This window comes from Bacteroides nordii (assembly GCF_019930665.1).
In the GTDB taxonomy this organism is placed as follows: domain Bacteria; phylum Bacteroidota; class Bacteroidia; order Bacteroidales; family Bacteroidaceae; genus Bacteroides; species Bacteroides nordii.
Genome location: NZ_CP082886.1, coordinates 3327394 through 3353649 on the forward strand (window position 1 = coordinate 3327394; position 26256 = coordinate 3353649).

Genomic DNA, 26256 nt, shown 5'->3' on the forward strand with positions numbered 1-26256 from the left:
TTGTTTATTGTTGGAATGCATCCATAATTACGAACTCTACATTGATCTTTCGGAATTCACCACCACGTTCTTTGGCCACTTCCACATGATACTCGTATTCGTTCTTCGTATTATTCAATGTTGTTACATTTTTATCAATATAGTTTTGTACACCGGCAGCACGCAGCAAAGCAAGTTGCTCATTCTGGGTTATTCCCGATGTTTTGGTCACCGTTATATTATCCAGATTACCGTCTTTATAATAAGGTTCATCCATAAATTCACCGTAACGGCCATCATAAGCAATACGTCCACGAATCGGACTGGCATCGGCAGAACCGGTAATGATCACTTTTACCTGTTTTCCTTCGGCAAGATATTTAGAGAAATCACCTTCGAAGGCATTCTTGATAATCTTCATCAAAGACATAGCAGCATTGGATTTTTCAATGTTATAGCCTCCCGAGGGGAAATCTTCTTTTGCAGAAAACTCCTTATTAATAACTTCGTACTGATACCCCACTTTATAGTTCAGAATCTTTTTACCATCGGCATTCACACCCGGCACTACTTCTGTTTTTACATTAATCTGTGTATTATCTGTAATCAGTTTATCTTGTTTTTTCTCTTCCACCACCTGTTCCTTTATCTCCTTCAACTGCACTTCTTCGCGAGTAGCCTGCTGCATAATTTCAAGCGGAACAAAGTTGGCATCTGCCTCCAAAGCAGTCAGCTTTGTACGCCCGATATTATCATAAATATACACCTTATTGGTCGTTTCATTTTTCACTTCCACATAAGCAAGCTCAAATTCATCTTTGTCATTCAGTACATAGACAGCATTCTCAAATTTCAGATTCTTCGCATCATTGAAATCTCCTGCTTCGCCTGCCGGAACTTCCAATGCGATAGAGGGTAACTCCTTAAAACCGATATTGAGCAGGTTGCTCGAAGTATCATAATCGCCCACGAACGGATTGTCAATAGAGATACGATCGCCTGCCAGTTCGGTTGCCACTTCCTGGGCAAACAACTGCTGTTGCTTCAAACGGCTTTCGTCATTCACACGAATCGCATAATCTTCCATCGATTCACCCTGCATCATCTTCACCCATTCGTTCATTTTGGCATCCACCTCTTTACCCATAATCTTACCATAGAAAGGATTCAGACCATTGGCATCCCAGAATACAATCTGATAAGGGCGGTTCGACAACAGAAAGACTTCACTGTTCTGGTTATTTTTAAAGAAACGAGTCCCCATAACACCTATTTGTGCTTCGGGTAGTTCCTGCTCAACAACACTATTTTTCAGATTGACTATTATAATATCTTTATTATCGCGTACCACACTTACATATTTTCCTTCCGGATGAAAAGAAGGTGAGGTCAGTATTCCTCCCAGTTTATCAAAGATATCCACCTTATCCCAATTCTTGGTATCAATAATCGTGAGCCGTTTATCATCCGTCGTCACTGCCAACAGCGAAGCATCCGGAGAAAAAGCAACTTCTTTCACTACCGCCGGCATCGGAATAGACTTTCGCTTTTCCCGGGTCTGAAAATTCCAGATAACAACCTCTTTTCCTACAGCCGAAGCTATAAAATAGTTATTAGAACTCAACGCCAGCGAAGTAGCAGGAGCATCTCCCTGAATATAAGCCTGAGGCAAATATTCTTTCGTGTCATACACCACAATTTCCCCGAGCGAATTGGATACAATAAAATTGCGTGCATCACTTCCGTAGCACATTGCCAGTGCCAACGGCTTTTCTTTCAGTCCCTTTCTTTTTTCTTTCAGTTCAAATAGTTTTTTATTCCTGTCGCGAAAAGAAAAAATAGCTACCGGCTTCTTCTGGCGCAACACAGCCAGTGAACTTCCTGTCGGATTAAAAACAATACGATCGATGTTCCTTAAATCACTAATCGTAATGTCACGCATCGTATACATTGTCCCGTCCGACAAATAGGCCGTACAAAAAGTAGTATTATCAAATGCATTGATTTTTTTTTGTGAAACAAAGGTTCTTTTCTCGACCAATTGCCCCATCGCTTGTCCACAAAAAAGAGTAGCTACAAACAATAAAGCCACGCTCCTACAAGAGCTAAATTCACGTACCATCCCATTCATACCTTTAAAATGATTTAGTTTATGTTTAAATGTGTTTTGCAAAATAAACATTAATTATCGAACAAGCCATAACATGAACGGTATTTTTTTATTGCAAAGACAGTTTTATTTGAAAATAAAACAGAAAAGAAAAAAGAATAACATCAGAAACAAACAAAAAGACAAGAACCATCACGGTTTTCCGTTACAACACAGCATTTTATAAAATAGTTATATATATAAAAAGTGCCGGTTGTATTTCACTTAAATACAACCGGCACTTTTCTCTGAATCCCTATTTCACTTTATTGGTTTAAGTCCCATTCTTTCTGCTTTCTTGAGCATTAGTTCACGGGCAGCCTCATATTCGTTAGGAATAATACCATCTAAAATCGCATCTTTTATAGCACTTTTTAACGAACCAATCTCCTTACAGGGAGAAAGTCCGAATATTTCCATAATCTCCTCACCGCTTACCGGAGGCTGAAAATTACGAATACGATCTTTCTCTTCCAGATCTTTAAGCTTCTGACGTACCAAACTAAAATTATTCAGGAAACGTTGTTTACGCTCCATATTTTTAGAAGTGATATCAGCTTCACACAAAGTCATCAGATCATCAATGTCATCTCCTGCCTCAAAAAGCAGACGACGCACGGCAGAATCCGTCACAACGTCATCGGCAATCACGATAGGACGCATATGCAGACTTACCATTTTCTGCACATATTTCATCTTCTCGTTCATGGGCAATTTCATATTCCGGAAGATGGTAGGAATCATCTTTTCACCAATGAAATTATGGTTATGGAAAGTCCATCCGATTTTAGGTTCCCACCGTTTGGTAGCAGGTTTGGCAATATCGTGTAACAGAGCTGCCCAACGAAGCCAAAGGTTATCCGTTTTCTTACTGATATTATCAAGTACTTCGAGCGTATGATAAAAATTATCTTTATGTGCCCGCCCATTCCGTGTTTCTACTCCTTGCAACGCTGCCAGTTCGGGAAAAATAAGTGGCAATAACCCACTCCGTTCCAGATCGATAAAACCTTTAGAAGGTACAGGAGAAAGAATGATCTTGTTCAGTTCATCTGCAATCCGTTCACGCGAAATAATTTTAATCCGTTCACAATTGCGACACAACGATTCAAAAGTATTATCATCAATGTAGAAGCCAAGTTGGGTAGCAAAACGAATGCAACGCATCATCCGCAAAGGGTCGTCACTAAATGTTATATCCGGATCAAGCGGAGTACGTATAACCTTTTCTTTCAGATCATTTATCCCTCCAAACGGATCGACTAATTCACCAAACCGTGCTTTATTCAAACAAACGGCAAGCGCATTGATCGTAAAATCACGACGATTCTGATCATCTTCCAATGTACCGTCTTCCACAATGGGCTTTCGTGAATCACGCTGGTAAGATTCTTTGCGGGCACCCACAAACTCCACTTCAGTGCCGTGATACTTCACCTGCGCAGTACCAAAATTCTTGAAAAGTGCCACATGAGCACCTTTGCCCAAATGTTTGCCCAATGCTTGCGCCATCTCAATGCCGCTTCCCACCACTACTACATCTACATCTTTAGAAGGGCGTTCCAGAAAAATATCGCGGACGTATCCGCCCACCACATAACACTCTAATCCGAGCGCATCGGCTGTTTCTGAAATCTGACCGAATATCTTATCGTTAAATCGCTGTTTCAGTTCTTCCTGAGTCAACTCTATCATAATTGGTATTTAGAAGTTAGAATTTAGTAGCCGGAATTGAATTCCAACTGCCAACTACTACTTTTGGAGTGCAAAGGTACAACTTTTCATCCTTCACGCTACGCTCTTCACACTAAATTTGTATTTTTGTCATTCATAACTAAAGAACAACAAAATGAAGAAACTGATTGTAGGACTATGTGCCACGCTTGTATTAGCCTCTTGCGGTAACGACGCAGAAAAAAAAGCCAATGAAAGACTGACTACAGCCCGTACAGCCTTTGAGCAAGGAGATTACAACGAAGCCAAATTGCAGATAGACAGTATCAAAATACTCTATCCCAAAGCTTTCGATGCACGGAGAGAAGGTATAAGCCTGATGCAGCAGATAGAATTAAAAGAACAACAGCAGAGCCTGGTTTATCTGGACAGTATTTTGCAAACAAAGCAGAAAGAATTTGAATCGATTAAAAACAAATACGTACTGGAAAAAGATGCTGAATACCAACAAACGGGTAACTACTTCTGGCCTACCCAAACGGTAGAGAAGAATCTACACCGCTCCTTCCTGCGGTTTCAAGTGAATGAACAGGGAGTGATGAGTATGACTTCTATTTATTGCGGCGGAAGTAACCTTCATCACTTTGCAGTGAAAGTAATAGCTCCTGATGGTAGTTTTGCCGAAACTCCTGCATCTAAAGACAGTTATGAAACAACTGATCTGGGAGAAAAAATAGAAAAAGCAGATTATAAAATGGGGGCAGATGGCAATGTAATGGGATTCCTCTACCTGAACCGGGACAAAAATATCAAAGTAGAATACATTGGAGACCGCAAGTATACTACTACCATGACCTCTGCCGACAGACAAGCACTTGCCGGTATTTATGAATTATCACAACTACTGTCGTCCATCGAGCAAATAAAGAAGGAACAGGAAGAAGCTAACCTGAAAATACAATTTGTAACAAAGAAAATAGAACAGAAACAACAGAAAGAAGCGACTGAAAAAGAAACCAAATAAGTAAGAAAGAAAGTACGTATTTAATACTGTGTTAAATACGTACTTTATATAGATAAAAGTACGTACTTTGGTATGTATGAAGTACGTACTTTTGCAAAGTAAAAACAAGATCACTCAATTTACCGTCAGCAATGTTAATTTCAATACCCTATACTAAAAGTACAATTGCGTCAGCTTTCATGAGATTGACATTGTTAATTTCACTCCTGTTCATCTTCGGAAGGTGTATTCAGGAAGATCCGGATGTATTTTCATTAAAACCGGGAGATACCTTACCGGAGTTCTCGGTAGAGGATAATGGTGGAAATATTGTATCAACAGCTACACTCCGTGGTAAGGTATGCCTGATTGCATTCGTCAATACCGGATGCCCCGATTGCCGGAAAGAACTGCCGGAAATAGAAAGTGCTTATCAGCAGTTCAAAGATAATGAGATTGTCCGTTTCATAATTATAAGCAGATCTCAGGGATACGAAAGTCTGACAGAATACTGGACTAATAACCAGCTTACAATCCCCTATTCCGCCCAGGAGAATGATGCTGTTTTCAAGAAGTTCGCTTCACAGAATATACCTCGCATTTATATTGCCTCTCCCCAGGGGATTATTGTTTTCACTTCCGATGACTCTTCCAATGTTGTTGCAGAAACAATCAGTACACAAATAAATAACCTTATCAAAGTTCCGGAATAATCCGGAACTCAAGATAAACCATCGCTTGTCGTACCTCCCCGTGCGGGAAGCACCCCAATTCTTATTTTTGTTTGGCGACTAATACTTCTATATCATATCCTATAAAAAGTCCGCTTTCAATTACCCCTGTGATATTTTTTATCTCTTTTTCTAAGGACTCACCAATTTCCCCAAACCAGGTATCAAGAATAAAATTTCCATTCTCGGTGAGTATTGGTCCGTCTTTTCCTTTAGCCATGCGCAAGATAATCTTTGAGGCTCCAAGTTCTTTCAACTGATTTTCTACATACACCATCGCAGTAGGAAAGACCTCAACGGGAACAGGAAACTTACTACCCAGCCGGGAAACAAACTTACTATCGTCCACAACAATAAAAATCCGGTCACTGCTTTTTATCAATAGTTTTTCTTTAAACAACGCTCCTCCTCTTCCTTTAATAAGATTGCGGAAGGGATCTACCTCGTCGGCACCATCAAAAGTCCAATCCGGATGCTTCTCCCAAAGAGTTGTCTGTGGAATGCCCAACTGCGTACAAGTCATTGAAATCTCTATCGAAGCAGGAATCACCTCAACATGAAGCTGTTCTTTCCGGATTCTTTCGGCTATGGCAAAAAGAGTGAGATAGACAGTGGAACCGGAACCTGCACCAATTACTTCACCGTCTTTCACCCGTGCAGCCAATTGGTGTGCCACCTGTTCCTTGCCTTCCCTGTTAATTATATCATCGGACCACTGCAAGCCGGTAATCAAGTTATTCCTCCATTCCATAATCATGTATTTTGTTTATTATACTTCCAGTTTTGAGTGTGTTTCACCACAGAGTAACACAGAGTTCCACAGAGTTTAAATCTTTGATGAAACGCGGATTAACGCAGATTTTCGCAAAGGGAAACAAATATATAATAAAGAACTACAGTCTTTTAATCTGCGTTCATTTGCGATCATCCGCATTTTAATCAGAGGAATACTACTCTGTGTCACTCTGTGATGAGTTTGATTTCTTTCCGTTCAAATTTAAATAACACTGAAACAAGTTTATCTATAAATAACGAATTAAGTACCCCTTTTGTTATCATCGCCTGGCGTACTTCCCCGTGCGGAAAGCGCTTTCTTTAATTCCTCGGCGATACGCCATTGAAGGGCTGCTTCCGCTTCTTTGCCTGCTTTCAACAGAGCATCCCCAAAGAATTCATGCGCTTTAGGGTGTTCAGGTTTCAATGAAGTTGCCTTATCAAGATCGGCAATGGCTCCTTCCGTATTCTCGGATTTCAGACGAAGCTTCCCACGGTTATAAAAAGCCTTGAAGCTGGCAGGGCTAATGCGTATAGCCGTACTAAAGCAAGTTTCGGCATCAAAATATTCCTTATTATTAAATAAGGTGATCCCTTTACGAATCCAGGCATCTATGTAGTCAGGATAGAGCTCTAATGCTTTATCATAATTTGCAAGGGCAGCACGGGCATCATGTGCCTGCGTGATACATTCATTGCCCATAAGTAAATATTCACGGGCATACTTCTTGAGATATTCCTGCTGTGCCCGCATCTGCTCTTTCAGTTGCCGGTTCTGTTCACGTAATGTGTTTATTACTTCCAGCTTCCGACGGATCAGTCGGCGGGGAGCCGGCTTCTCAATGTCATAACGTGAATGAATGGCGCGGAAGAATTGTTCCAGACACTCCTCCATATCCCCACGATCGAAAGCACGGGCAGCAGCTACATATTGCACATCTGCCTGCGCTTGTTTCAACGCTTTGTCTATAGCCTGCCGGTTATTGAAACGCTGGGCAAAATTCACAATCTCCTGTCGTACAAAAACATCCGCCCGGTTAATCGGCTTCTTTAGTTGAATGCCCTCCAGCGATGTACAACGGCTCAATGCCACATACGCCTGTCCTCCGGCAAAGACTCCTCCGGTGAAATCGATAACCACACGGCTGAATGTCAATCCCTGACTTTTGTGTACAGTGATAGCCCATGCCAGGCGAATGGGATATTGGGTGAAAGTTCCTAAAACCTCCTCTTCAATCTCCTTTTTTTCTTCATTATAGCGATAACGGATATTTCTCCAGGAATCCAGCTTTACATCACATTCCTTCCCATCATCTGTTATAACATAAATCGTTCCGTCGTCATCGTCAATACCTGCTATGGTACCGATAGTACCATTTACCCAACGGCGGTCATAGTCATTCTTGATAAATATAATCTGTGCACCCGGCTTCAGCACCAGGTCTTTGGAAGTGGGCAGACTACTTTCCGGAAAGTCCCCCTCTATTTCACCTTCAAAAGTTACCGGATCACCGGGAAGTTCGGCCAGTTTTTTATCATTGATATAGTCCACATTATCCCGTCGTGTAGCGAGAGTGATGTACATATCTTCTTCACTCTCTTCTATCTGTGTACCATATCGTGTATTAAGTAGTTGTAAATCGGCTGCTCCGGCAGTATTATTGCGTATATGGTCAAGTACACTGACAAAGACCGGATCACTCTGCCGATACACCTTCTGCAACTCAATTGACACGAGGTCAATCTCACCAAACACACGTGCAGAGAAAAAATAAGGCGTAGGATAAAAACGATTCAATATCTCCCGCTCATCGTTTTTCACCACAGGTTCCAACTGGAATACATCTCCTACAAGCAGTATTTGTTTCCCCCCGAAAGGTTCCCGTAAATTACGGGAATATACCCGCAGAATACGATCTACAGCATCAATAATATCCGCCCTCACCATCGAGATCTCATCAATAATCACCAATTCTATCTGCTCAAGCAATTTCCGGTGTGGCTTTGTATATTTAAAGAATTCATGGATACGCCCCCGTTGAAGGCTCAGATTCGGATCGTCCGGCAGAATAGGATAAAAAGGAAGTTTGAAAAAACTATGCATAGTACTTCCACCTGCATTAATGGCAGCAATACCGGTAGGAGCAAGCACTACATACTTCTTTTTTGTATTGGCACAGATATAGCGCAGAAACGTGGACTTACCCGTACCGGCCTTTCCTGTCAGAAAGACAGACTGGCGGGTATATTGGATAAGATTCAGGGCATCCTGAAACTCTTTATTGTTAGTATCTACTGTTGTTGCACCCACTCTAAATCACTCCGAAGTGTTTCAAAGCCTTTGCGATTCCATCTTCATCTACAGAAGCAGTTATATAATCTGCCGTCTGCTTTACATCATCTTTGGCATTTCCCATAGCGACACCAATGGCAGCATGACGCAACATGCTGATATCATTACCTCCATCACCGAATGACATAGTCTCTTCCAGTTTAAGACCAAAATGTGCAATCATCTCGTCAATGCCTTTTTGCTTTGTATTTCCTTTTGCCGTGATATCTGCAAAAGCCGGAAACCAACGTCCGGATTCGCTATTTGGAATCAACGATTGTATCTCCTTCTCTTCTTCTGCGGTAATAAACGGAGTCATCTGAAAAATTTCCTCTTGTATGGCTTCTTCAAAAGTCTTCACCGGCATCTTGTTCACATGCAGGAAGTCGTAAAATATCTGATGAACCAGTTCATTGGGTTGACAAACAGACAAGTTGTGTTCGCTGACAAAAATGCAAGGATATCCTTTCTTCTCACAGATTTGTGCCAATGTCTGTACTTCACCGGGAAGAATAGCACTCTTATAAATAACTTCATCACCCACAAAGCAATAAGCTCCGTTCATAGTGATGTAACCGTCTATCAATCCAAGATCCTGAATGGCAGACAAATTGTTGATAATCGCTTTCGGACGTCCTGTGGCGATAAAAATCTTAATTCCTTTCTTGTGAGCGGCAATCAACGCCTCGATAGTAGAGGCCGGGATAGCATGCGTATCAAAACTCACTAATGTACCGTCGATATCAAAAAACAGGGCTTTCGTCATAGTGTTCCTTTTTATGCTACAAAAGTACAAAAAAGAAGTAGAACGGCTGTGGTTTTATTTAATCTTTGCGAACGTTAATGCTTATCGGGTAACGGCAAAATGACGCTATCATTTCCATCAACCATATATACATGGCATTCATCAGCAGAAACAATAAAGGCTTCTTTTATAACAACTTGTTCGTTCTTATAACCAAGAAACTTGATTTTTAAGGGCTTATTTTCCAATTCCTTCCGGTAATCATCGTTCATAACCGGATATTGCCCGCTATCTTTATAATACGCATCCATAATATAATGCGTATCGCCGCCAAATTCCATTTTTTGTCCGGTCTCTAAATTAATCGTTTCAAACTTATCCAAAACAACCGGAGTTCCATCGGTATAAACAGCACGAATATTGATTTGGCGGAGCTCACACGTACAAACAACACTCTCTTCTTCTTTATCATTATGGCATCCTGCAATAACAACAAGTCCCAATAAAAGGAGAATAACAGATATTTTTTTCATAGGATGAGATGTTTTTAGTTAGCATTCTTTATTAGAAAATGCATAATTATAGTAAATACTGCATATCCCCTACCACATTTGTGGTATTTTTTTCTTTCCGGATTAATTTTCTTACTTCTGTTTTCATTATGCAACAGATGAATTGTACATTTGCAAGCATATTAGTACTAAAACAGAATATTAAGATGAAATATAATTTTGATGAAATAATAGACCGTCGTGGAACGGAATCCGTAAAGTGGGATGCCGTGAGCGAACGTTGGGGACGTAATGATCTGCTCCCTATGTGGGTAGCGGATATGGATTTTCGTACTCCGCCATTCGTAATGGAAGCTTTGAGGAAACGGTTGGAACACGAAGTGCTGGGTTATACTTTTGCCTGCGAAGAGTGGTATACTTCCATTATCAATTGGTTGCAGAGTCGTCATGGCTGGAAAGTAGGGCGTGAAGAACTGACTTTTATGCCGGGTATTGTCCGTGGGTTGGCATTTGCCATACAATGTTTCACAGAAAAGGGCGATAAAGTAATGGTGATGCCACCTGTATACCATCCTTTTTTTCTGGTAACAGAGAAAAATAAACGTGAAGTGGTGTATAGTCCGTTGGTACTTCGCGACGGACAGTATTATATTGACTTTGACCGTTTCCGTAAAGACATACAGGGATGTAAGATATTGATTCTTAGCAATCCGCACAACCCCGGAGGTCGTGTATGGACACGGGAAGAACTGGAACAAATAGCTGAAATATGCTATGAAAGCAAGACACTCGTCATCTCTGACGAAATTCATGCCGATCTGACCTTACCACCGTATCAGCATATCACTTTTGCACTTGTGTCAGAGAAAGCACGTCAAAATTCACTCGTGTTCATGTCTCCCAGCAAAGCATTTAATATGCCGGGACTGGCAAGCTCGTACTGCATCATCGAGAACAAAGAGATATGTCGCTGTTTTCAGGAATACATGGAGGCAAGCGAGCTTAGCGAAGGACACTTGTTCGCTTACCTTAGTGTAGCTGCCGCCTATAGTAACGGCACCGAATGGCTCGATCAGGTTCTTGCCTATATTCAGTCGAATATCGATTTCACAGATGCCTTTCTTAGCGAATATATTCCGAATATTAAAATGATTCGTCCACAGGCTTCTTACCTCGTTTTTCTTGATTGCAGAACATTGGGACTGAATCAAAAAGAGTTGGTAGACCTTTTTGTGGACGGTGCACATCTTGCACTAAACGACGGAACTATGTTTGGTAAAGAAGGTGAAGGTTTCATGCGACTCAATGTAGCCTGCCCACGCAGTGTGCTCGAAAAAGCATTAAAACAATTGAAAAAAGCATGTGACAACCGATAAACAATAATAAACAGAGAATTAATAACTAAAGATAAAATGAATAAGAACAGCTTTGAAGCGGAACTTCTGCATACTCCTTTTGATAAAGAAGATGCTTATCATTCACTCTCCATGCCGGTATATAATACTGCTGCTTATGAATTTGATACGGCGGAAGCTATGGAGGAAGCTTTTTGCGGACATACGGCAGATCATGCATATTCGCGAATAACCAATCCCACCGTTCAGTATTTTGAGAAACGTATTCAAACAATCACAGGTGCGCTAAGCGTCACAGCATTGAATTCCGGTATGGCGGCTATCAGCAATATCTTTTTCACATTGGCACAAGCAGGAGCCAACATTGTTACTTCCGCCCACCTTTTCGGTAATACTTATTCATTTTTTAAAAGTACGCTCGCTGCATTCGGAGTTGAAGTTCGCTTTTACGACCTTACAAACCCCGAAGCTGTTCGTGCTCAGGTTGATGAAAACACCTGCGCCGTCTTTCTTGAAGTTATCACCAATCCCCAGCTTGAAGTAGCCGATTTAAAAGTACTCTCCGGCATAGCACACCAGATAGGTGCTCCTTTGATAGCAGATACTACTGTTGTGCCGTTTCACATCTTTCATGCCAATGAATTCGGGGTAGATATCGAGATTGTTTCCAGTACCAAATACATTTCTGGCGGAGCCACCAGTCTGGGTGGTCTTATTCTCGATTATGGCACCTTCGACTGGAGGAACTCGAAAAAACTTCGTTCCATGGCAGATCAGTTTGGTGCTTCTACCTTTACTGCGAAGTTACGTAAGGAAATCCACCGTAATTTAGGTGCATACATGACTCCCCAGGTTGCTTATATGCAGACGTTAGGTATCGAAACTATGGAAGTACGCTATGCACGGCAGGCTGCCACTTGCCTACAGTTAGCACAACGCCTGCAAACCCTGCCTCAAGTGGAAGCGGTTAACTATACCGGCCTCGAATCCAATCCGTTTTATCAATTAAGTACGAAACAGTTTGGTGCTTATCCCGGTGCTATGCTTACATTTGACCTTGCATCACGCGAAGCCTGCTTCCGTTTTATGAATCGCTTGCAGCTCATTCGGCGGGCAACCAATTTATTTGATAATAAAACACTTGCCATTCATCCGGCCAGCACTATCTACGGTTCTTTCACCGAAGAACAACGGCAAAGCATGGATGTCAGTCCAAAAACAATCCGCCTCTCGGTTGGGCTTGAAAGTGCAGAAGACTTACTAACCGATATCAGCCAGGCATTAGTATAACCCTGCCTGAGAAATTCTACGGATTATATCGTTTTCCACAAACTAATATTTTATTTCACTTATTGTGAGAAAATATTAGTCTGTGGAATTTTTATATACTAAATATAGAAGTCTGTTTCAAGTTTTATTCAAAGCTGATCCGAAATGAATCAGTTCACCACAGAGGACACGGAGGGCACAGAGATATTATTTTCTCTGATGAAACGCGGATGATCGCAGAACGCAGATTAAAAAACTGTAGTTCTTTATTTTATCGTTATTTCCCTTTGCGAGAATTTGCGTTCATCTGCGTTTCATTAAAAATTTAAACTCTGTGCCCTCTGCGACCTCTGTGGTGAAATACATTCAAAACCGTACAAAAACGAGTTAACTACGTTATTATAATCTTTCTTCATAAAAAACATTAATACATATAAGAATATATTCCTTTTCCATTGTTTATACTAAAATAATAATGATATATTTGTGATATCAAAATGATATCACTAAAATCATAACTTATGGAAACAAAAGAAACTCTTTTCACTGGCTTTAAGATGAATGGTTTTGCCATGCTGTTTATTATTGCTTTATTATTGGGAGTAAGTATTGCTTCGTTCTTTCTCATTGCTCGTCCCAATGGTTTCACTGTCACTGCAGGACTTTTGGGAATCCTTATTTCCATGCTTTTTATACCTGGATTCAATCGCCTGGAACCAAACGAAGCCCGTACTATGGTTTTCTTCGGCAAATACAAAGGTACATTCAAAGAAACCGGTTTCTTTTGGATGAATCCCTTCCTGGATGCAAAAAAGCTTTCTCTCCGCGCTCGTAACCTTGACATAGAACCTATCAAAGTAAATGATAAAATCGGCAATCCGATTCTTATCGGACTGGTACTTGTATGGAAATTAAAAGATACCTATAAAGCCATGTTTGAAATAGACTCTCAAACCATGGCCAACGTGGCAACCGGTAGTAATGCTGTAGCCAGTCGTATGAATGCTTTTGAGAATTTCGTGATGATACAGAGTGATGCCGCTCTCCGACAGGTAGCCGGACAATACGCCTATGACGATAGTGAATCCGACGTCGAAGAACTTACTCTACGCTCTGGGGGTGAAGAAATCAACGAACAACTGGAACAAAAACTCAACGAACGTCTCGCCATGGCAGGAATGGAGGTTGTTGAAGCTCGTATCAACTACCTTGCCTATGCTCCCGAAATTGCTGCAGTCATGTTACGCCGTCAACAAGCGTCAGCCATTATCAGTGCAAGAGAAAAAATAGTAGAAGGAGCCGTTTCTATGGTAAAAATGGCACTTCATAAACTTTCGGAGGAGGAAATTGTTGAACTGGATGAAGACAAGAAAGCAGCAATGGTGAGTAACCTGCTTGTTGTACTCTGCGCTGATGAGGCTGCCCAACCAGTAGTAAATACCGGAACATTGAATCATTAATCAGAATGAATTTCGTGGCAAATACCACTAATGCTGCAAACAGAGTGTTTGAATAATAAAATAATAAATCTCTCTGCGCCTCATTATCAGACATTGATGATGGGGCGTAGGACATAAAAACAGGAATAAGTACCGTGGCTAAAAAAGAATCTTCAACTAAAAGTTTCGTTCTGCGCGTAGATGCCGAAACAATGGATGCCATTGAAAAATGGGCAGCCGATGAGTTTCGTAGTACGAACGGCCAGCTTCAGTGGATCATTGCCGAAGCGTTGAAGAAAAGTGGACGAATCAAAAAATCTAAGAATCCAAAACCGGAACAAGAAGAAGAGGAAAATACATAAAATACGAGTTGTTTAAACAGACTCCCTGTATAAATCATCTCTTTAGTTTTTATTAACTACAAAAATTAGTTTATGAACTAAAACTTTTCGTTCTTTGTCTTAAACATAGATAAAGTTATGAAAGGACTAACAGCGAAAGAAGAAGAGATCATGGGTTTTTTCTGGGAAAAAGGCCCTTTGTTTGTAAAAGAGATGCTGGCTTTCTATAATGAACCGAAGCCACATTTCAATACACTGTCCACCATTGTCCGCGGACTGGAGGATAAAGGTTTTCTTGCACACAATACTTATGGCAATACCTATCAATATTACGCTATCGTCAGTGAAGAAGCTTTCCGTAAGGGTACTTTAAAAAATGTCATTAGCAAATATTTCAATAACTCTTATCTTAGTGCCGTATCTTCACTGGTCAAGGAAGAAGATATCTCTCTTGATGATCTCAGGCAGCTCATTGACGAAGTAGAACGAGCAAACAAATAAAAAACGAATACTATGGGACTCTTTTTTGCCTACATACTCAAATCAGCTATTTGCCTGGCATTGTTCTACCTATTCTACAGACTGTTGCTAAGCAAAGAAACCTTTCACCGCTTCAACAGGGTTGCCCTGCTCGGGATTCTACTCCTGTCATTGCTCATTCCTCTGATTGAGGTCACTACTACCCAGCACACCGAAATGGCAAAAACGATGCTCACCCTTGAACAACTTCTGATAATGGCAAATTTCTATCAGGACACAGTTAGTGTTACTACTCCTGTAGAGGCTAATAGCAATACATTGTCGGGCATACAGATAGGGCTGATTACTTACCTTGCAGGTATTCTGTTTTTTGCCTGTCGAAATTTCTATTCACTCACCCGGTTATTACTACTGCTCCGTTCGGGTAAAAAAGAAAAATATTACTCCGGTATACAGGTTATCACACATAATAAGGAGATAGCCCCTTTTAGCTGGATGAAATATATCGTTATTTCCCGTGCTGATATCGAGGAAAACGGACGTGAAATACTCATCCACGAAACAGCACACATCCGCAACCGTCATTCTATCGATTTACTGATAGCAGACGTCTGCATATTCTTCCAATGGTTTAATCCCGCAGCCTGGTTACTGAAACAGGAATTGCAAAACATTCATGAATATGAAGCAGATGAAACGGTTATTAAAGAAGGCGTCGATGCAAAACAATATCAACTATTATTAATTAAAAAAGCTGTCGGCACAAGGCTCTACTCTATGGCCAACAGCTTTAATCACAGTACACTTAAAAAACGTATCACTATGATGTTAAAAGAAAAATCCAATCCATGGGCACGCTTAAAGTATCTGTATGTACTCCCGTTAGCAGCCGTTACAGTAACAGCCTTTGCCCGTCCCGAGATCTCTGAAAAAGCTGCAGAGATTTCAGCCGTCAAAGTTAATGATTTGACAGCAATTGTAGAAACGAAAGTGGCAGAAAATATTCCTTCTGCTGAGAGTACCGTAGTAAATCCAACAGTTATTCCAGCACCTCTTACCGTGAAGGATACCGTGAAAACAAAACAAAAAGAGGCCGTTATCGTTACTATCTCTTCCAAAGAAGACGCTCTGTCAGATATGGAGGAAATGCCAGAGTTTCCCGGTGGTACAGAAGCCCTTAAGGAGTATCTGGATAAGAATATGAAATACCCGGCCGAAGCCAAAGAGAAAGGCACACAAGGGCGTGTTATCGTACAATTTGTAGTAGATGAAAAAGGAAAAGTGACTTCTCCTAAAATCGCACGTAGCGTAGATCCTTCCTTAGATGCAGAAGCCCTCCGGTTAATAGAGAATATGCCGCAATGGACCCCCGGCAAGAAAACAGACGAGAAAGGAAAAAGCAAAGCAGTAGCTACCCAGTACACCCTCCCTATAGCATTTCGTATGGAAAAGAGTACTTCATTTTCGATTAAAGAAAGTTTTCCAATTGAAAAAACAGACTATCCGCTCATTATCGTAGATGGTAAAGAAATTAGTAATAATATGATGAATGCGATAAATCCGGACTGGATAGAATCTATTTCTGTACTGAAAGATGCTTCGGCAACTGCTATTTATGGTGCACGCGGAGCGAATGGTGTTATTCTGATAACCTTGAAAACCAAAGAAGAATATGCGGCCCAAAAAGAGAAACCAACGAAAACTCTGGGTGAAAGATTAGACGCCCTCTATCAAGAAAATAATGTGAAAGCTAAAGACGTTTCCTATTTTCTGAATGACAAACCTGTTTCTGCTACAGAAATCCAGGCACTGCGCCCAGAAAAAGGTAACACGTATGGAATAAAAGTTATGAATGTATCCGGAAAAACGGAAGTAAGAATAATAACCCGATCAAATGATACAGGAATACGCATCCGTGGGGTTCGTGGAGAAGTTCAAAGCGTAAATATGCCATCGGACGGAAAGATCAGAATAGCAGGTAAAGTACAAGACACAAGCGGCAACCCTGTAGTAGGTGCCTGTGTACTTATTGAAGGAACCACCACCGGTACTGTGGCAGACCGTGATGGAACTTTCGTATTGGATGCCCCTAAAAATTCAACTCTTTCTATCAGTTATATTGATATGAAAACAGCGAAAGTAAAAGTAGAGAACACTACTCCACTTATTGTTACTCTAAAAGCTGATTAATAAACAAATACTCTCTCTCTTAATTGTTTCAACAAGGAGTGCCGGACATAGAGTCCGCCATTCCTTGTTTCATATAACTTTTAACACAATTCCCGGTTTAGTACATTATTTCACCCGTCTATTCAGTTGATTGTTCGCCTTAGCGGGTTTTGACTTTCCAATTCGTTTCCCAGTAGGCTTTGCCTTTTCGCTACTTTTAGAGCGGGAAGCACCTGAACGGGTATTATTATTTTTTATCGTCATAATTAGGTTCCTTCATAATATTCACCCAGAAAGTAACGGGCAATAAAATCCCAGTTCTTTCCTAATATTTCTTTTCCATTCTCAAAAGGCAACCGGACATCAGGGAACAAATTCCGTTCCACACCATATTTCAACAAATCAAACGGACAATACCCCTTATCCGTAAACAACTTGTAACCCTCTTTCATAGCCATTTCCTTATCATATGCCACTTCATTACGCTTATCACAAAAGAACCATGCCACACCAGGTGCTACGAGAATTCCTTTGGGGTTAGCAAAAACAACCGTATTACCAAACTCCGCATCCAGCTTATCCGGTATATCTGTCCGACTCCAGTGCAAATGTTTCACAAAAAAAGCCTCCATCTGTTCATAATGCGGGAAATACATAAGTTGCTCTCCTCCTGTAGCAGCCAAAAATAATCTCACGCTTTCCGGTAAGACCGTATCCGTCTGTATAGAAGGTATTTCTGTTCTTTCCTTCAACAATTGCTCAGAAGGCAATACCCAATCATCGGAAGGAATTTCACAAATTGGCGCTTCTTCAAAAACAACATCCATTGCCTCATATACATTATTTGCCAATTCTAATATCTTTTCATCAAAAGGATTGGCAATGACTGCTTCATCATCATCATTTGAATTAAGTTTCCACAGTACAAAGGCAATATCCACTTCATTTATCTCATCAGAGACATAATCTGCCGGAATTTCATAAAAAGGGAGATTACGACCATATAACTTATAACATAAATCACTAAAACGTCTCCAGCCACCATCATTTGCAATACTGTCTTCCAGATATATAGTAAGCAAGACAGCAACATTTTGTATATCTTCCGGTGTTTTATCTGTATACAACCGGGAAGAGGCGATCAGTGAAAAAAGTTCATCAGCAAATCGCAGATACCATCCGTCAGTAGAAGTAACCCTTGTACGGGAATGGCTCCGTAGCCATAAGGCCATTGGTATCTTTTTATTTTTTATCATAACTATACGTTTATTTTTTACGTAGACAAAGGTAATGATTTTCAAAACATACTATCGCGTGAGTGAGAACTTCAGACGCATACCGAAATCAGCACTGGTCACCGGATAGGAGGAAGCAGACACAAGCGGGGTGTTCTTCTGACGGTCATAATAGAGACTCACACTAAGTAAGCGGCTGAGCGTATAATCCGCAGAGAAAGATATCTTGAGTGCTTTGTTACCACTGGTAGCCTGCGTAGTGACTTGCTGAATATCCCGGCAAAGTGCAAACTGATTGCGGAAGGATACATCCGCACGCAAAGCAAGGTCATTACTTATTTTATTCTTAGAGTTCTTCGTATTACGCCCGGGGAAGAGTTCCAGTCCCATAATCTTATACCCCATACCTACCACAAAATCCTTCGTTCCACTCTCTACTACCTGATTGGCTGCAAGGCTAAGATTCAGAATACGCGTAGTCTTGTACTCCACTTTGGTAGTGATACCATTTTTAAAAGTCACATCCACTCCAAATAAAGGAGAGAATTGCTCATTGATAGAAACAGCCGAAACGTCGTATATAGATGAAGGAACAGGGATACCTGTCTGTACATCGTCTACAAATCCCAGATCTCCCATATAGCTATGGAAACTCTGAAAAGTACTATAACTACCCACACTATAAGTACTACGATAACCATGGGTCAGGGTCACACTCTTAAAGTACTTCTTGAAAAACTCAAGTTTACTCAGTCCGCTATAAGTTACACGCCAGTTAGGCATCATCGAGAGTATTCCCGGGAAAATATCCAGCGAGCTTTTACCCGCATCCCTACCCGTATAAGCCGCCAGGAAGGCAGGTATCATCACACTCGAATTGTATTTACTAATACTATTAAAAGTCTGCGGATAATGCTCCATTCCCGGAAGGGAAACGCCTTGATACAATTGTTCTACTCTCTTTTGAATCACATCCAGATTTCCTAAGAAACGATTGAAAGAAGACGAGGAATATCCATTGGATGGATTATGTCGTTCAAAAGAGCTACCAATCGTTATAACAGTCATATTAAAGTTACCACTTCGTACCTCGGGCATTCCATCGTACATAAATTGTATAGAGCGGGAGTCATTGCGTGTGCGCCCTGCATTAAGGTATATCTTCAAATCACGCAAAGGCTCCAGGGTCATACGTATCTGTAGATCTTCCTGAGCATTAGTAGTGGCAGGCTCTATATTAGAATTATTCTGAATAAGCCAGTTATTCCGGATTGCCTTATCAATATAATCTCCACCTGTCATACCAAAAGCAAAATCAAGACCGGGAGCGAAACCGGAACTCCCTCTCGTTTGTCCAAGCATATCCCCTATTTCAGGCTGGAAACCCGGCAAAGTCATAGCATATGTATTCTTATATGTAATACTTACATTACGCACCATCATAGCGACGCGTGCTGCCGATTGCGCTATTTTATACCAGGGATTATCCTCCGGCTTCGGCCCTTGGATAGCCGTCAGTTTCACCCGGACACTATCTCTGGTTTCAATACGGATCGTATTAGCATCTATCACCTTATAGCGAATAGGATAGCGATCACCATCAACCGTCAGTGCTGAAACCTTAGGCTTTTTCGAACCTAAACTGTGACGAACGGTTATAGTAGTATCTTTCTTCAACTGTATCTCTTTTTCATACCGTTTAGGTTTTGCTTTCTGCCGATTATTAGGACGACGCGTCGAAGAGGTAGTAGCAAAACGGCGATTTGTCTCTTTAAGAAAAGGCACCTTATTATATAAAGTCTCCAAATTGAGACGCCCATTCACATCAAAAGTCCGTTGGTTTGCAATTGTATTACCCATTTCTTTTCCATCAGATAGAGAGACACCACGATCCCAGCTATAAGAAGAATTGAAACGCGTATCTGCTGTCATCCAGTCTGTAACAGGGAACTTATCAAACGGCAATTTATACGTAGCATTAAATGTCTGTTGATAATCAATCGGACGTCCGAAACTAAGCAGACTACGCCGTATTGTATCTTTCTTTGCTTCATATTCATCCGGATCAAGCGTTCTGTTCACCACTCCGTAGGGTTCTTCTATTTCAGCATGAGTAGCTGACGTAAAGTTCATACGAAGATTTTTAGTCAGATCCCAACGCAAAGAGAAGTCACGATTCCAAAGAAAATCCTTTGCCACACTAACTGGTATTTCTGCCGGATCACTCAGGTTCTCCATATCACGCAACTGAAGTTCATAGTAATGCCGGTTCATGTCCGTATTGAAAGAGATATTCTGCGGCAGATAGCTCAAATTGAGTTCTTTAACGAACTTCATCCATTTTGATTTACTCTTCAATCCTTTGAACGGTTCCCAGGCTTTATATACAGGAGCATAATTGTAAGAAAGTGCCCCCCGCCAGTCCGTTTCGTTCTCATAGACAGTGGTACTACCCTGATTATGTCTGTTCGTGCGACTATAGCTCATTGTGAAGTTCCCCGGATCATAAGGCATCGGATTCTTACTGGTAACTCCCACACGCATATTACTCAAACTAAAATTCTTATAGGTCGTTATCGTATTAGCGATATTACGTAATGAATCTCGTTCGGCATTTGTAGACAAAGCATCCAGCGCATCTTTCAACAGCATATCCTGATCCAACGGATTATATTTGGGAGAAGTCTTTTCACGGGAATATGAAAAATAGACCGGTGCGCTAAGTTTCACAGCCTTCGGGAAAAAACGTCCCAACTCAAACGTAGTAGTAAACTGGTATTGATAATAATCATCCAGGCGACGTTCGCTTACACTCTGTTCCAGTCCACCAAAACCGGCAGTCTCTACATGTCCCGCCATACTGATACTTCCAAGATCCGACAACTGCACATTCATATTTCCCTGTGCTGCCCAGCCACCCTCTTCGTCAAAATCGGACAGACGCAATTCGTTTACCCAGATTTCTGCCGACTTCTTGGCACGTGAATTATTGCGCACACCAATCATCATCGTCTTCACCTCTGCAAGTGACGGATTACCTATGATACTTACCTTATTGGCTGGTTTGTCAGGGTCATATTCAGAATAAAGCTTTCCATAACTTACCCCCGAAAGCGAATTATTCTTTGTTTGGTTGCGCTTCTTCTTTATGTCAGTAAACACAGAAAGTGCAATATCCAGCATATTATCTTTAGGCCATACTATCAGTTTATCAACATCTGAGTCTCCATTATAATTGCCTGCCGGAGTTAGCTTCAACGGGATTTCGTACTCATAAAAGTTAGAACTATAATCGGAACCCAGACGAATGAAAACAGATAATTCTCCGTCTTTAGGGTCAGTTACATCGCCTGTTAAAGCCCCGGCATGAGTGAACATCTTCAACCGGCGGTACTGGCGCATATCCATCGTAGAATTTTTGTAAACAGCACGTGCATCACCCGGCGCAAGGTTTTCAACTTTCAAGCTCATAGCCTGTTCATTTTGCTGACGCAACTGTGGTTGTCCCGGATCAATAACACGACTAATACCCGGAGGCATCACATAGTTAATAGGTGTCTTATCCCCATTCTCTTCAATATTAACGGTTGAAACATCCAAGGTACCTGTCACTGTAGGTGCAGGATTCTGAAGGTTGTACAACGGATCTGTATACGTACGCCAATCACCACGTACCAGTTCGAGAGTGGCAAAACGCAAAATCACAGGTTTAGAAAACCCGGTAAGGAACATACGCATAAACCGTATCGACTTGAAATCTCTGATACTTCCAACAGGTGTACCACTGCGTACTGGCACTTTAAACTGATACCAGGTCACCTCTTCCGTTTGGCCGTTACGCAATTTCACTTTAGTGACACGCTTATCGGTAATATTGTTCGTACCCACTTTCAATTCAGATGGAGTCAGATGAATACGATACTGGAAATATTTTTCTGTTTCCGAAAGTGTATTATCCTGATTAATATCTTCTATATCAGGAGAAGTCTTAGCAGCCGTCGGATACCCCTCAGGAGAATCTTCATTAGCGGCCGAGTTCCCTTCGGTATTATTGATATATTTGTAACGTTCGAGAATACTCTTTTCCTCTGCATCGTAATCGGAACCCCGGAAATAATGATATTTATCACCTGCAGGCGACTCGTAGAACTTTTCAAAAACAGAAGCATTCAATTTTGGCCGGATTTCTTCCAAATACTTAACATAAGTAGGATAAGCACGTTCATCTTCTACCGAAAGTCCATTCAATCCGACATCCTGCTTTTTGCGTGCTCCTGCCGTATTATCAAAAGCATATACAAGGCTACGATCTTTAGGAACACGCCCCCAGTTTGTATAGTCTACTTTTGATTCATCACCATCAATAGGCAAACCGTTTTCAAAAAACTTCTTACCATCTTTCAGGATATCCTCAGATACATCTCCTAAATTAAGATACAGATATCCGCCCTCTGTTGTACTCCGAGCATTTTTTCTACGTGTATTATCCGCTCCCGGTTCATCTCCATCTGCATAAATAAAAGGATCGAGCAACCAAAATTCAACATATTCAATATTGGCCTTCTCAAAATCGGTTGTTTCAATCTTACGCATCATACCTCCCCACCGCTTTTCCGGTTGCAGCAAGTTACCATTTTCGTCAAGGTCTCTATCCAGATTGTAAGGACCACGTTCCTGAGGGTAGTAAGCCACATTCAATATAGACATAGTAGATGCTTCCATATTATTCAGCTCCTTTTTGGGATACAACTCAGATTCGTACACCTCACGAACATAATGATTCGAGAGTTGATCGAGGTCATTCTTTATGTGTGTCGGAGTAAGTGAAGAGTTACGGCGCGTAAATAATCCATCGATATGATACCATGCCAATAAAGCACGATTCTTTCCATAGGGAATACTATCAGACAATCTCGATTCGGGAAACAATTCGAGATTATCAGGTCCCGTTGCCTTAAAGGGTGTAGAAGAGAGTTGCCAATACAAAGGCTGATGCAGATCGATACCACTTTGTGCACTCTCAAAATCATCTATATAAGAAGAGTTGTCCTGCAATCCTCCCCCATGTCCCGGAAGAAGCTGAGCAAATTCCAATCCGAGATTAATATTGGAAGGAGCAGTAGCCTCCACAAACGGCAACTTATCTACCATATTAGTTAACCATTGGCTTTCACGTTTCCAGGAGGCATTCAACCCCCACAAGGTGTTCGATATAGGTTCGTCTCCCATAGCCACTTTGGTAGTCAGCGGCTTCTCTTTCAGATACATCACAGTACCTCCGAACTGGAAATCAGGCGAAAAATCATACGTAAAGTTCAATCCCAACATTGTCTTACGCTGCATATTATAAGACGTATTGCTTTCAAGATTTACACTGATAGGAGTTCCGGCATCAATAATGCTCTGATTGAGGATCGTAACTACTCCCATTGTATAATCGACCGAATAGTCGGAATTTTCAGTCAGTGTCCGTCCACCGGCCGTAACACGTACTGATCCCCGTGGCACATTCATCGAACCAAGACGTATTTCATTGGCAGACGAAGCACGATATTCACCTTGTAAACGGAATTTATTCTTCTCAGCCAACTGACGCGCTACGGTAAGAGTAGAGTCATATAATTCCTTGAAAACATATTTCTTAGCAATGTTCGGGTTATCAAATTTTGTCTCCAGATACGATCCAAAAGGCTCTACTACCGGAAAAAAGATACGGCCATTCTGTGCATTGACCGTATATCCCTCCACAAAATCGAAAAAGCCGTCACCTCCTAGCTGATTCTTACTATTCAAGCGATCCAGATTCATTACTTTAAGTAAAGGTATCTTATTGATCTTACCCTCCGGAATATAACGTAAATAAACTCCGGTGGTGTCACTCAGATAAGTGATATTTAATGTAAATTTTTCTTTCTGTACCTGATAGGCATTCAGTGAGTAAACGTTCTTCATCATCAGGTCCCAGCAAGCAGCATCCGGAGAGTTGGAAGTATTTTTTAGCAGTTTCACGAAAAGACAGTCGGACGTCTCCTTGATATCGGATGAAAACTCACCGACCTGATAGGTCTTTCCATTAATGGTATAATCAAAAGCTACAGCGAGTACTTCATCTGATTGTAAAGTCTGTTTTAAAGAGATGTAACCTAAAGTAGTATTCACTGTATACTCCGAGGAAGTCAACAACCGGGCCGTCTCTATCTTTTCATAATTCATGCCGCTTTCCATCCCAGGAATGGATCCTATCACAGAATTTACTGCACTTATATTACGTGCAGCACTATAGGTGCTTGTCATCTGCTGATAAAGATTATTATCACCATTAGCAGGTGGAAGGGTGTCCTTAGAGATTGCGATCCACGGAGCTCCCTTACTAATATAGGCTTGAGACTCTCCTAAATCCGTAAAAGCTACAATATTACGCGGGTTCTCATAATTACCTCGCTTATTCGTTACCCAAACCTCAACCCGGTTAATTTTCACTCCGGAAAGAATATTAGGTAATTGTGCCATATTATGGTCATACGTATCGCGAAAATAGTGTGCCAGAAAGAAGTGCCGGTTCTCATCATATTCATCTGCTGAGAAATCAAAAGGAATGGTCTGTGCCCCTCCTTTACTATTAACGGTTTTTGATTCACTCTCCTGCTGGCTGATCACTGTTTGCAACTTTAACTTTCCAAACTGTAAATCGGCACGCACACCAAACAAAGAAGTAGCACCGCGTATCAACGAGTTGCCGGTAGTCATACTCACGTTACCCGCTTCAAGCAGTTTTATTATCTCATCCTCTTTGCCCTCATATTTCAGTTTCAGTTTTTTACTGTCGAAGTCAAAAGTAGCGTCCGTATTATAATTCATGTCAAGGTTTACCTTATCCCCGACCTTACCGTTGACATTAATATTAATTTTCTCATCAAAATCAAATCCCCAGGTTTTACGCATACTTTCAGGCAAAGTAGGGTTCTGAACATTATTGTACTTTACTCCCAAACTGAGTTCTGCACTTCCCTGAGTACGAATCTGAACACCCCCCGGACCAAATATTTTTTCAGCCGGACCAAGATTAAATTTCATATTCGTAAAGTCAAACTCCTCTTTTCCCTTAGAAAATACGGAGTCATTACGCTGACGGTAGTAATTCTGCATGGAGCGTTTCATACTCCAATCTAAGTACTCAGCGGGAGTCATTATGATAGGAACGTCCATTTCCTGCCCGCCGATAATAGTACGGATCAAATAGCGATTGGTCAATGCATCATACTCTACCTTTTCCTCAACAATGGGCATAGGTTGCAGTATCTGCGCTGCAACAGGCAAACTTCCTAAAAATAAGAATAATATGACAATGGAGTAATGTGCCAATGTGCCAATGTGCCAATGTGCCAATGTGCCAACGAACCTGCGATATAACAGCACAGCACATTGGCACATCGATACATTAGCATATTGGCACATCATTCTCATAATCTCTTCAAGGCCAGTTTTATCACTTGTTCTACAGCAGCATCAGGTTCTTCCTTCAAAATGGCAAGTACTACCTTTTGTGAGGGAGCCGCAGCAAACCCAAGCATCGTCAGTGCAGCAACAGCTTCTTCCTGTATTTCCGTATTCATGGCAGACAGCAAAGTACTCTGCCCTCCCCCTGCTACTGGCGCAGCAGTCTTTATTTTATCTTTTAAATCTACAATCACACGCTGTGCAGTTTTCAATCCGATCCCCTTCACAGTCTTCAACAAATTAGCATTTTCCGTACTGATAACGTTAACTAACTCCGACGGCGAAAGTGCCGAAAGAATCATTCGTGCCGTATTGCCACCAATACCCGATACAGAGATCAACAACAAAAAGAGTTCACGTTCCTGTTTATCAGCAAAGCCATACAGCACATACGCATCTTCGCGAATGGCTTCATGAATATATAGTTTACAAGTGTTTTTCCCTTGAATTGCAGAGTATGTATTTAATGAAATATTCACGGCATACCCCAAACCGTTACAATCGATTATTGCTGTTGCCGGACTAAGTTCGGCAATCTCGCCTTTGACGTATTCTATCATAATACTTTATTA

17 protein-coding genes are annotated in these 26256 nt (G+C 41.2%); 8 read left to right on the plus strand and 9 right to left on the minus strand.

The genetic code is table 11. From position 1 onward, the window contains the following. Positions 1 to 4 precede the first annotated feature (4 nt). Entirely contained in the window at positions 5 to 2101 is a 2097-nt protein-coding gene (locus K8P02_RS13245) for a WD40 repeat domain-containing protein (protein ID WP_155921408.1), read from the minus strand. 288 nt (positions 2102 to 2389) lie between these two features. Next, positions 2390 to 3823, minus strand: a complete 1434-nt coding sequence (locus tag K8P02_RS13250; RefSeq protein ID WP_122201858.1) for a CCA tRNA nucleotidyltransferase — start codon at positions 3821 to 3823, stop codon at positions 2390 to 2392. A 154-nt stretch (positions 3824 to 3977) separates the two neighbouring features. On the opposite strand from K8P02_RS13250, the gene K8P02_RS13255 reads away from it, so the two are divergent. Together K8P02_RS13255 and K8P02_RS13260 are read left to right on the plus strand one after the other, a co-directional pair. Next, positions 3978 to 4826, plus strand: coding sequence for an outer membrane protein assembly factor BamD (locus K8P02_RS13255; protein WP_002562425.1), 849 nt, complete (start codon positions 3978 to 3980; stop codon positions 4824 to 4826). 179 nt (positions 4827 to 5005) lie between these two features. After that, positions 5006 to 5518 carry a TlpA family protein disulfide reductase gene (locus K8P02_RS13260; protein WP_044157945.1) on the plus strand — a complete coding sequence of 171 codons (513 nt, stop codon included), beginning with the start codon at positions 5006 to 5008 and terminating at the stop codon, positions 5516 to 5518. Positions 5519 to 5579: 61 nt separating this feature from the next. Here K8P02_RS13260 and rpiA read toward each other — a convergent pair whose 3' ends face one another. From rpiA to K8P02_RS13280, 4 genes are all read right to left on the minus strand, one after another. After that, positions 5580 to 6287, minus strand: coding sequence for a ribose 5-phosphate isomerase A (gene rpiA, locus K8P02_RS13265; RefSeq protein ID WP_025866746.1), 708 nt, complete (start codon positions 6285 to 6287; stop codon positions 5580 to 5582). Between the two features lie 285 nt (positions 6288 to 6572). After that, positions 6573 to 8621 carry an AAA family ATPase gene (locus tag K8P02_RS13270; RefSeq protein WP_122201857.1) on the minus strand — a complete coding sequence of 683 codons (2049 nt, stop codon included), beginning with the start codon at positions 8619 to 8621 and terminating at the stop codon, positions 6573 to 6575. A 1-nt stretch (position 8622) separates the two neighbouring features. Next, positions 8623 to 9408 (minus strand): Cof-type HAD-IIB family hydrolase, encoded by a 786-nt coding sequence (locus K8P02_RS13275; RefSeq protein WP_195570438.1) that lies wholly within the window; start codon positions 9406 to 9408, stop codon positions 8623 to 8625. A 74-nt stretch (positions 9409 to 9482) separates the two neighbouring features. Next, entirely contained in the window at positions 9483 to 9920 is a 438-nt protein-coding gene (locus tag K8P02_RS13280) for a hypothetical protein (protein WP_025866745.1), read from the minus strand. 185 nt (positions 9921 to 10105) lie between these two features. Between K8P02_RS13280 and K8P02_RS13285 the strand changes: the two genes are divergently transcribed. The 6 genes from K8P02_RS13285 to K8P02_RS13310 all read left to right on the plus strand — a co-directional run bounded on the left by K8P02_RS13285 (position 10106) and on the right by K8P02_RS13310 (position 16973). Continuing rightward, a complete protein-coding gene (locus tag K8P02_RS13285; protein WP_223381363.1) occupies positions 10106 to 11275 on the plus strand; it encodes a MalY/PatB family protein in 1170 nt (389 codons plus the stop codon). A gap of 36 nt (positions 11276 to 11311) precedes the next feature. Beyond that, positions 11312 to 12544 (plus strand): PLP-dependent transferase, encoded by a 1233-nt coding sequence (locus K8P02_RS13290; protein WP_025866744.1) that lies wholly within the window; start codon positions 11312 to 11314, stop codon positions 12542 to 12544. Between the two features lie 500 nt (positions 12545 to 13044). After that, positions 13045 to 13983, plus strand: a complete 939-nt coding sequence (locus K8P02_RS13295; protein ID WP_025866743.1) for an SPFH domain-containing protein — start codon at positions 13045 to 13047, stop codon at positions 13981 to 13983. Between the two features lie 134 nt (positions 13984 to 14117). After that, complete coding sequence (locus tag K8P02_RS13300; RefSeq protein WP_002562434.1) at positions 14118 to 14324, plus strand: Arc family DNA-binding protein; 207 nt, start codon at positions 14118 to 14120, stop codon at positions 14322 to 14324. 117 nt (positions 14325 to 14441) lie between these two features. Beyond that, the gene (locus K8P02_RS13305) at positions 14442 to 14804 is read left to right on the plus strand and encodes a BlaI/MecI/CopY family transcriptional regulator (RefSeq protein WP_007487070.1); all 363 of its coding nucleotides are present in this window, start codon (positions 14442 to 14444) and stop codon (positions 14802 to 14804) included. 12 nt (positions 14805 to 14816) lie between these two features. Next, positions 14817 to 16973 (plus strand): TonB family protein, encoded by a 2157-nt coding sequence (locus tag K8P02_RS13310; protein WP_025866742.1) that lies wholly within the window; start codon positions 14817 to 14819, stop codon positions 16971 to 16973. Between the two features lie 245 nt (positions 16974 to 17218). On the opposite strand, the gene K8P02_RS13315 is transcribed toward K8P02_RS13310, so the two are convergent. Genes K8P02_RS13315 through ruvA form a run of 3 tightly spaced genes read right to left on the minus strand, consistent with a single transcriptional unit; the run spans position 17219 to position 26244 of the window. Then, entirely contained in the window at positions 17219 to 18208 is a 990-nt protein-coding gene (locus K8P02_RS13315; protein ID WP_223381365.1) for a DUF3843 family protein, read from the minus strand. 51 nt (positions 18209 to 18259) lie between these two features. After that, on the minus strand, positions 18260 to 25651 hold the full coding sequence (gene sov, locus K8P02_RS13320) for a T9SS outer membrane translocon Sov/SprA (RefSeq protein WP_025866740.1): 7392 nt from the start codon (positions 25649 to 25651) through the stop codon (positions 18260 to 18262). Continuing rightward, positions 25648 to 26244 carry a Holliday junction branch migration protein RuvA gene (gene ruvA, locus K8P02_RS13325; protein WP_002562440.1) on the minus strand — a complete coding sequence of 199 codons (597 nt, stop codon included), beginning with the start codon at positions 26242 to 26244 and terminating at the stop codon, positions 25648 to 25650. The genes sov and ruvA overlap by 4 nt, the downstream gene beginning before the upstream one ends. Positions 26245 to 26256: the final 12 nt, after the last annotated feature.

Bases quoted from the DNA above. Each gene is read 5' to 3' on its own strand.
- K8P02_RS13245 (WP_155921408.1), bottom strand. From the start codon at position 2,101: ATGGTACGTGAATTTAGCTCTTGTAGGAGCGTGGCTTTATTGTTTGTA.
- K8P02_RS13250 (WP_122201858.1), bottom strand. From the start codon at position 3,823: ATGATAGAGTTGACTCAGGAAGAACTGAAACAGCGATTTAACGATAAG.
- K8P02_RS13255 (WP_002562425.1), top strand. From the start codon at position 3,978: ATGAAGAAACTGATTGTAGGACTATGTGCCACGCTTGTATTAGCCTCT.
- K8P02_RS13260 (WP_044157945.1), top strand. From the start codon at position 5,006: ATGAGATTGACATTGTTAATTTCACTCCTGTTCATCTTCGGAAGGTGT.
- rpiA (WP_025866746.1), bottom strand. From the start codon at position 6,287: ATGGAATGGAGGAATAACTTGATTACCGGCTTGCAGTGGTCCGATGAT.
- K8P02_RS13275 (WP_195570438.1), bottom strand. From the start codon at position 9,408: ATGACGAAAGCCCTGTTTTTTGATATCGACGGTACATTAGTGAGTTTT.
- K8P02_RS13280 (WP_025866745.1), bottom strand. From the start codon at position 9,920: ATGAAAAAAATATCTGTTATTCTCCTTTTATTGGGACTTGTTGTTATT.
- K8P02_RS13285 (WP_223381363.1), top strand. From the start codon at position 10,106: ATGAAATATAATTTTGATGAAATAATAGACCGTCGTGGAACGGAATCC.
- K8P02_RS13290 (WP_025866744.1), top strand. From the start codon at position 11,312: ATGAATAAGAACAGCTTTGAAGCGGAACTTCTGCATACTCCTTTTGAT.
- K8P02_RS13295 (WP_025866743.1), top strand. From the start codon at position 13,045: ATGGAAACAAAAGAAACTCTTTTCACTGGCTTTAAGATGAATGGTTTT.
- K8P02_RS13305 (WP_007487070.1), top strand. From the start codon at position 14,442: ATGAAAGGACTAACAGCGAAAGAAGAAGAGATCATGGGTTTTTTCTGG.
- K8P02_RS13310 (WP_025866742.1), top strand. From the start codon at position 14,817: ATGGGACTCTTTTTTGCCTACATACTCAAATCAGCTATTTGCCTGGCA.
- K8P02_RS13315 (WP_223381365.1), bottom strand. From the start codon at position 18,208: ATGATAAAAAATAAAAAGATACCAATGGCCTTATGGCTACGGAGCCAT.
- sov (WP_025866740.1), bottom strand. From the start codon at position 25,651: ATGAGAATGATGTGCCAATATGCTAATGTATCGATGTGCCAATGTGCT.
- ruvA (WP_002562440.1), bottom strand. From the start codon at position 26,244: ATGATAGAATACGTCAAAGGCGAGATTGCCGAACTTAGTCCGGCAACA.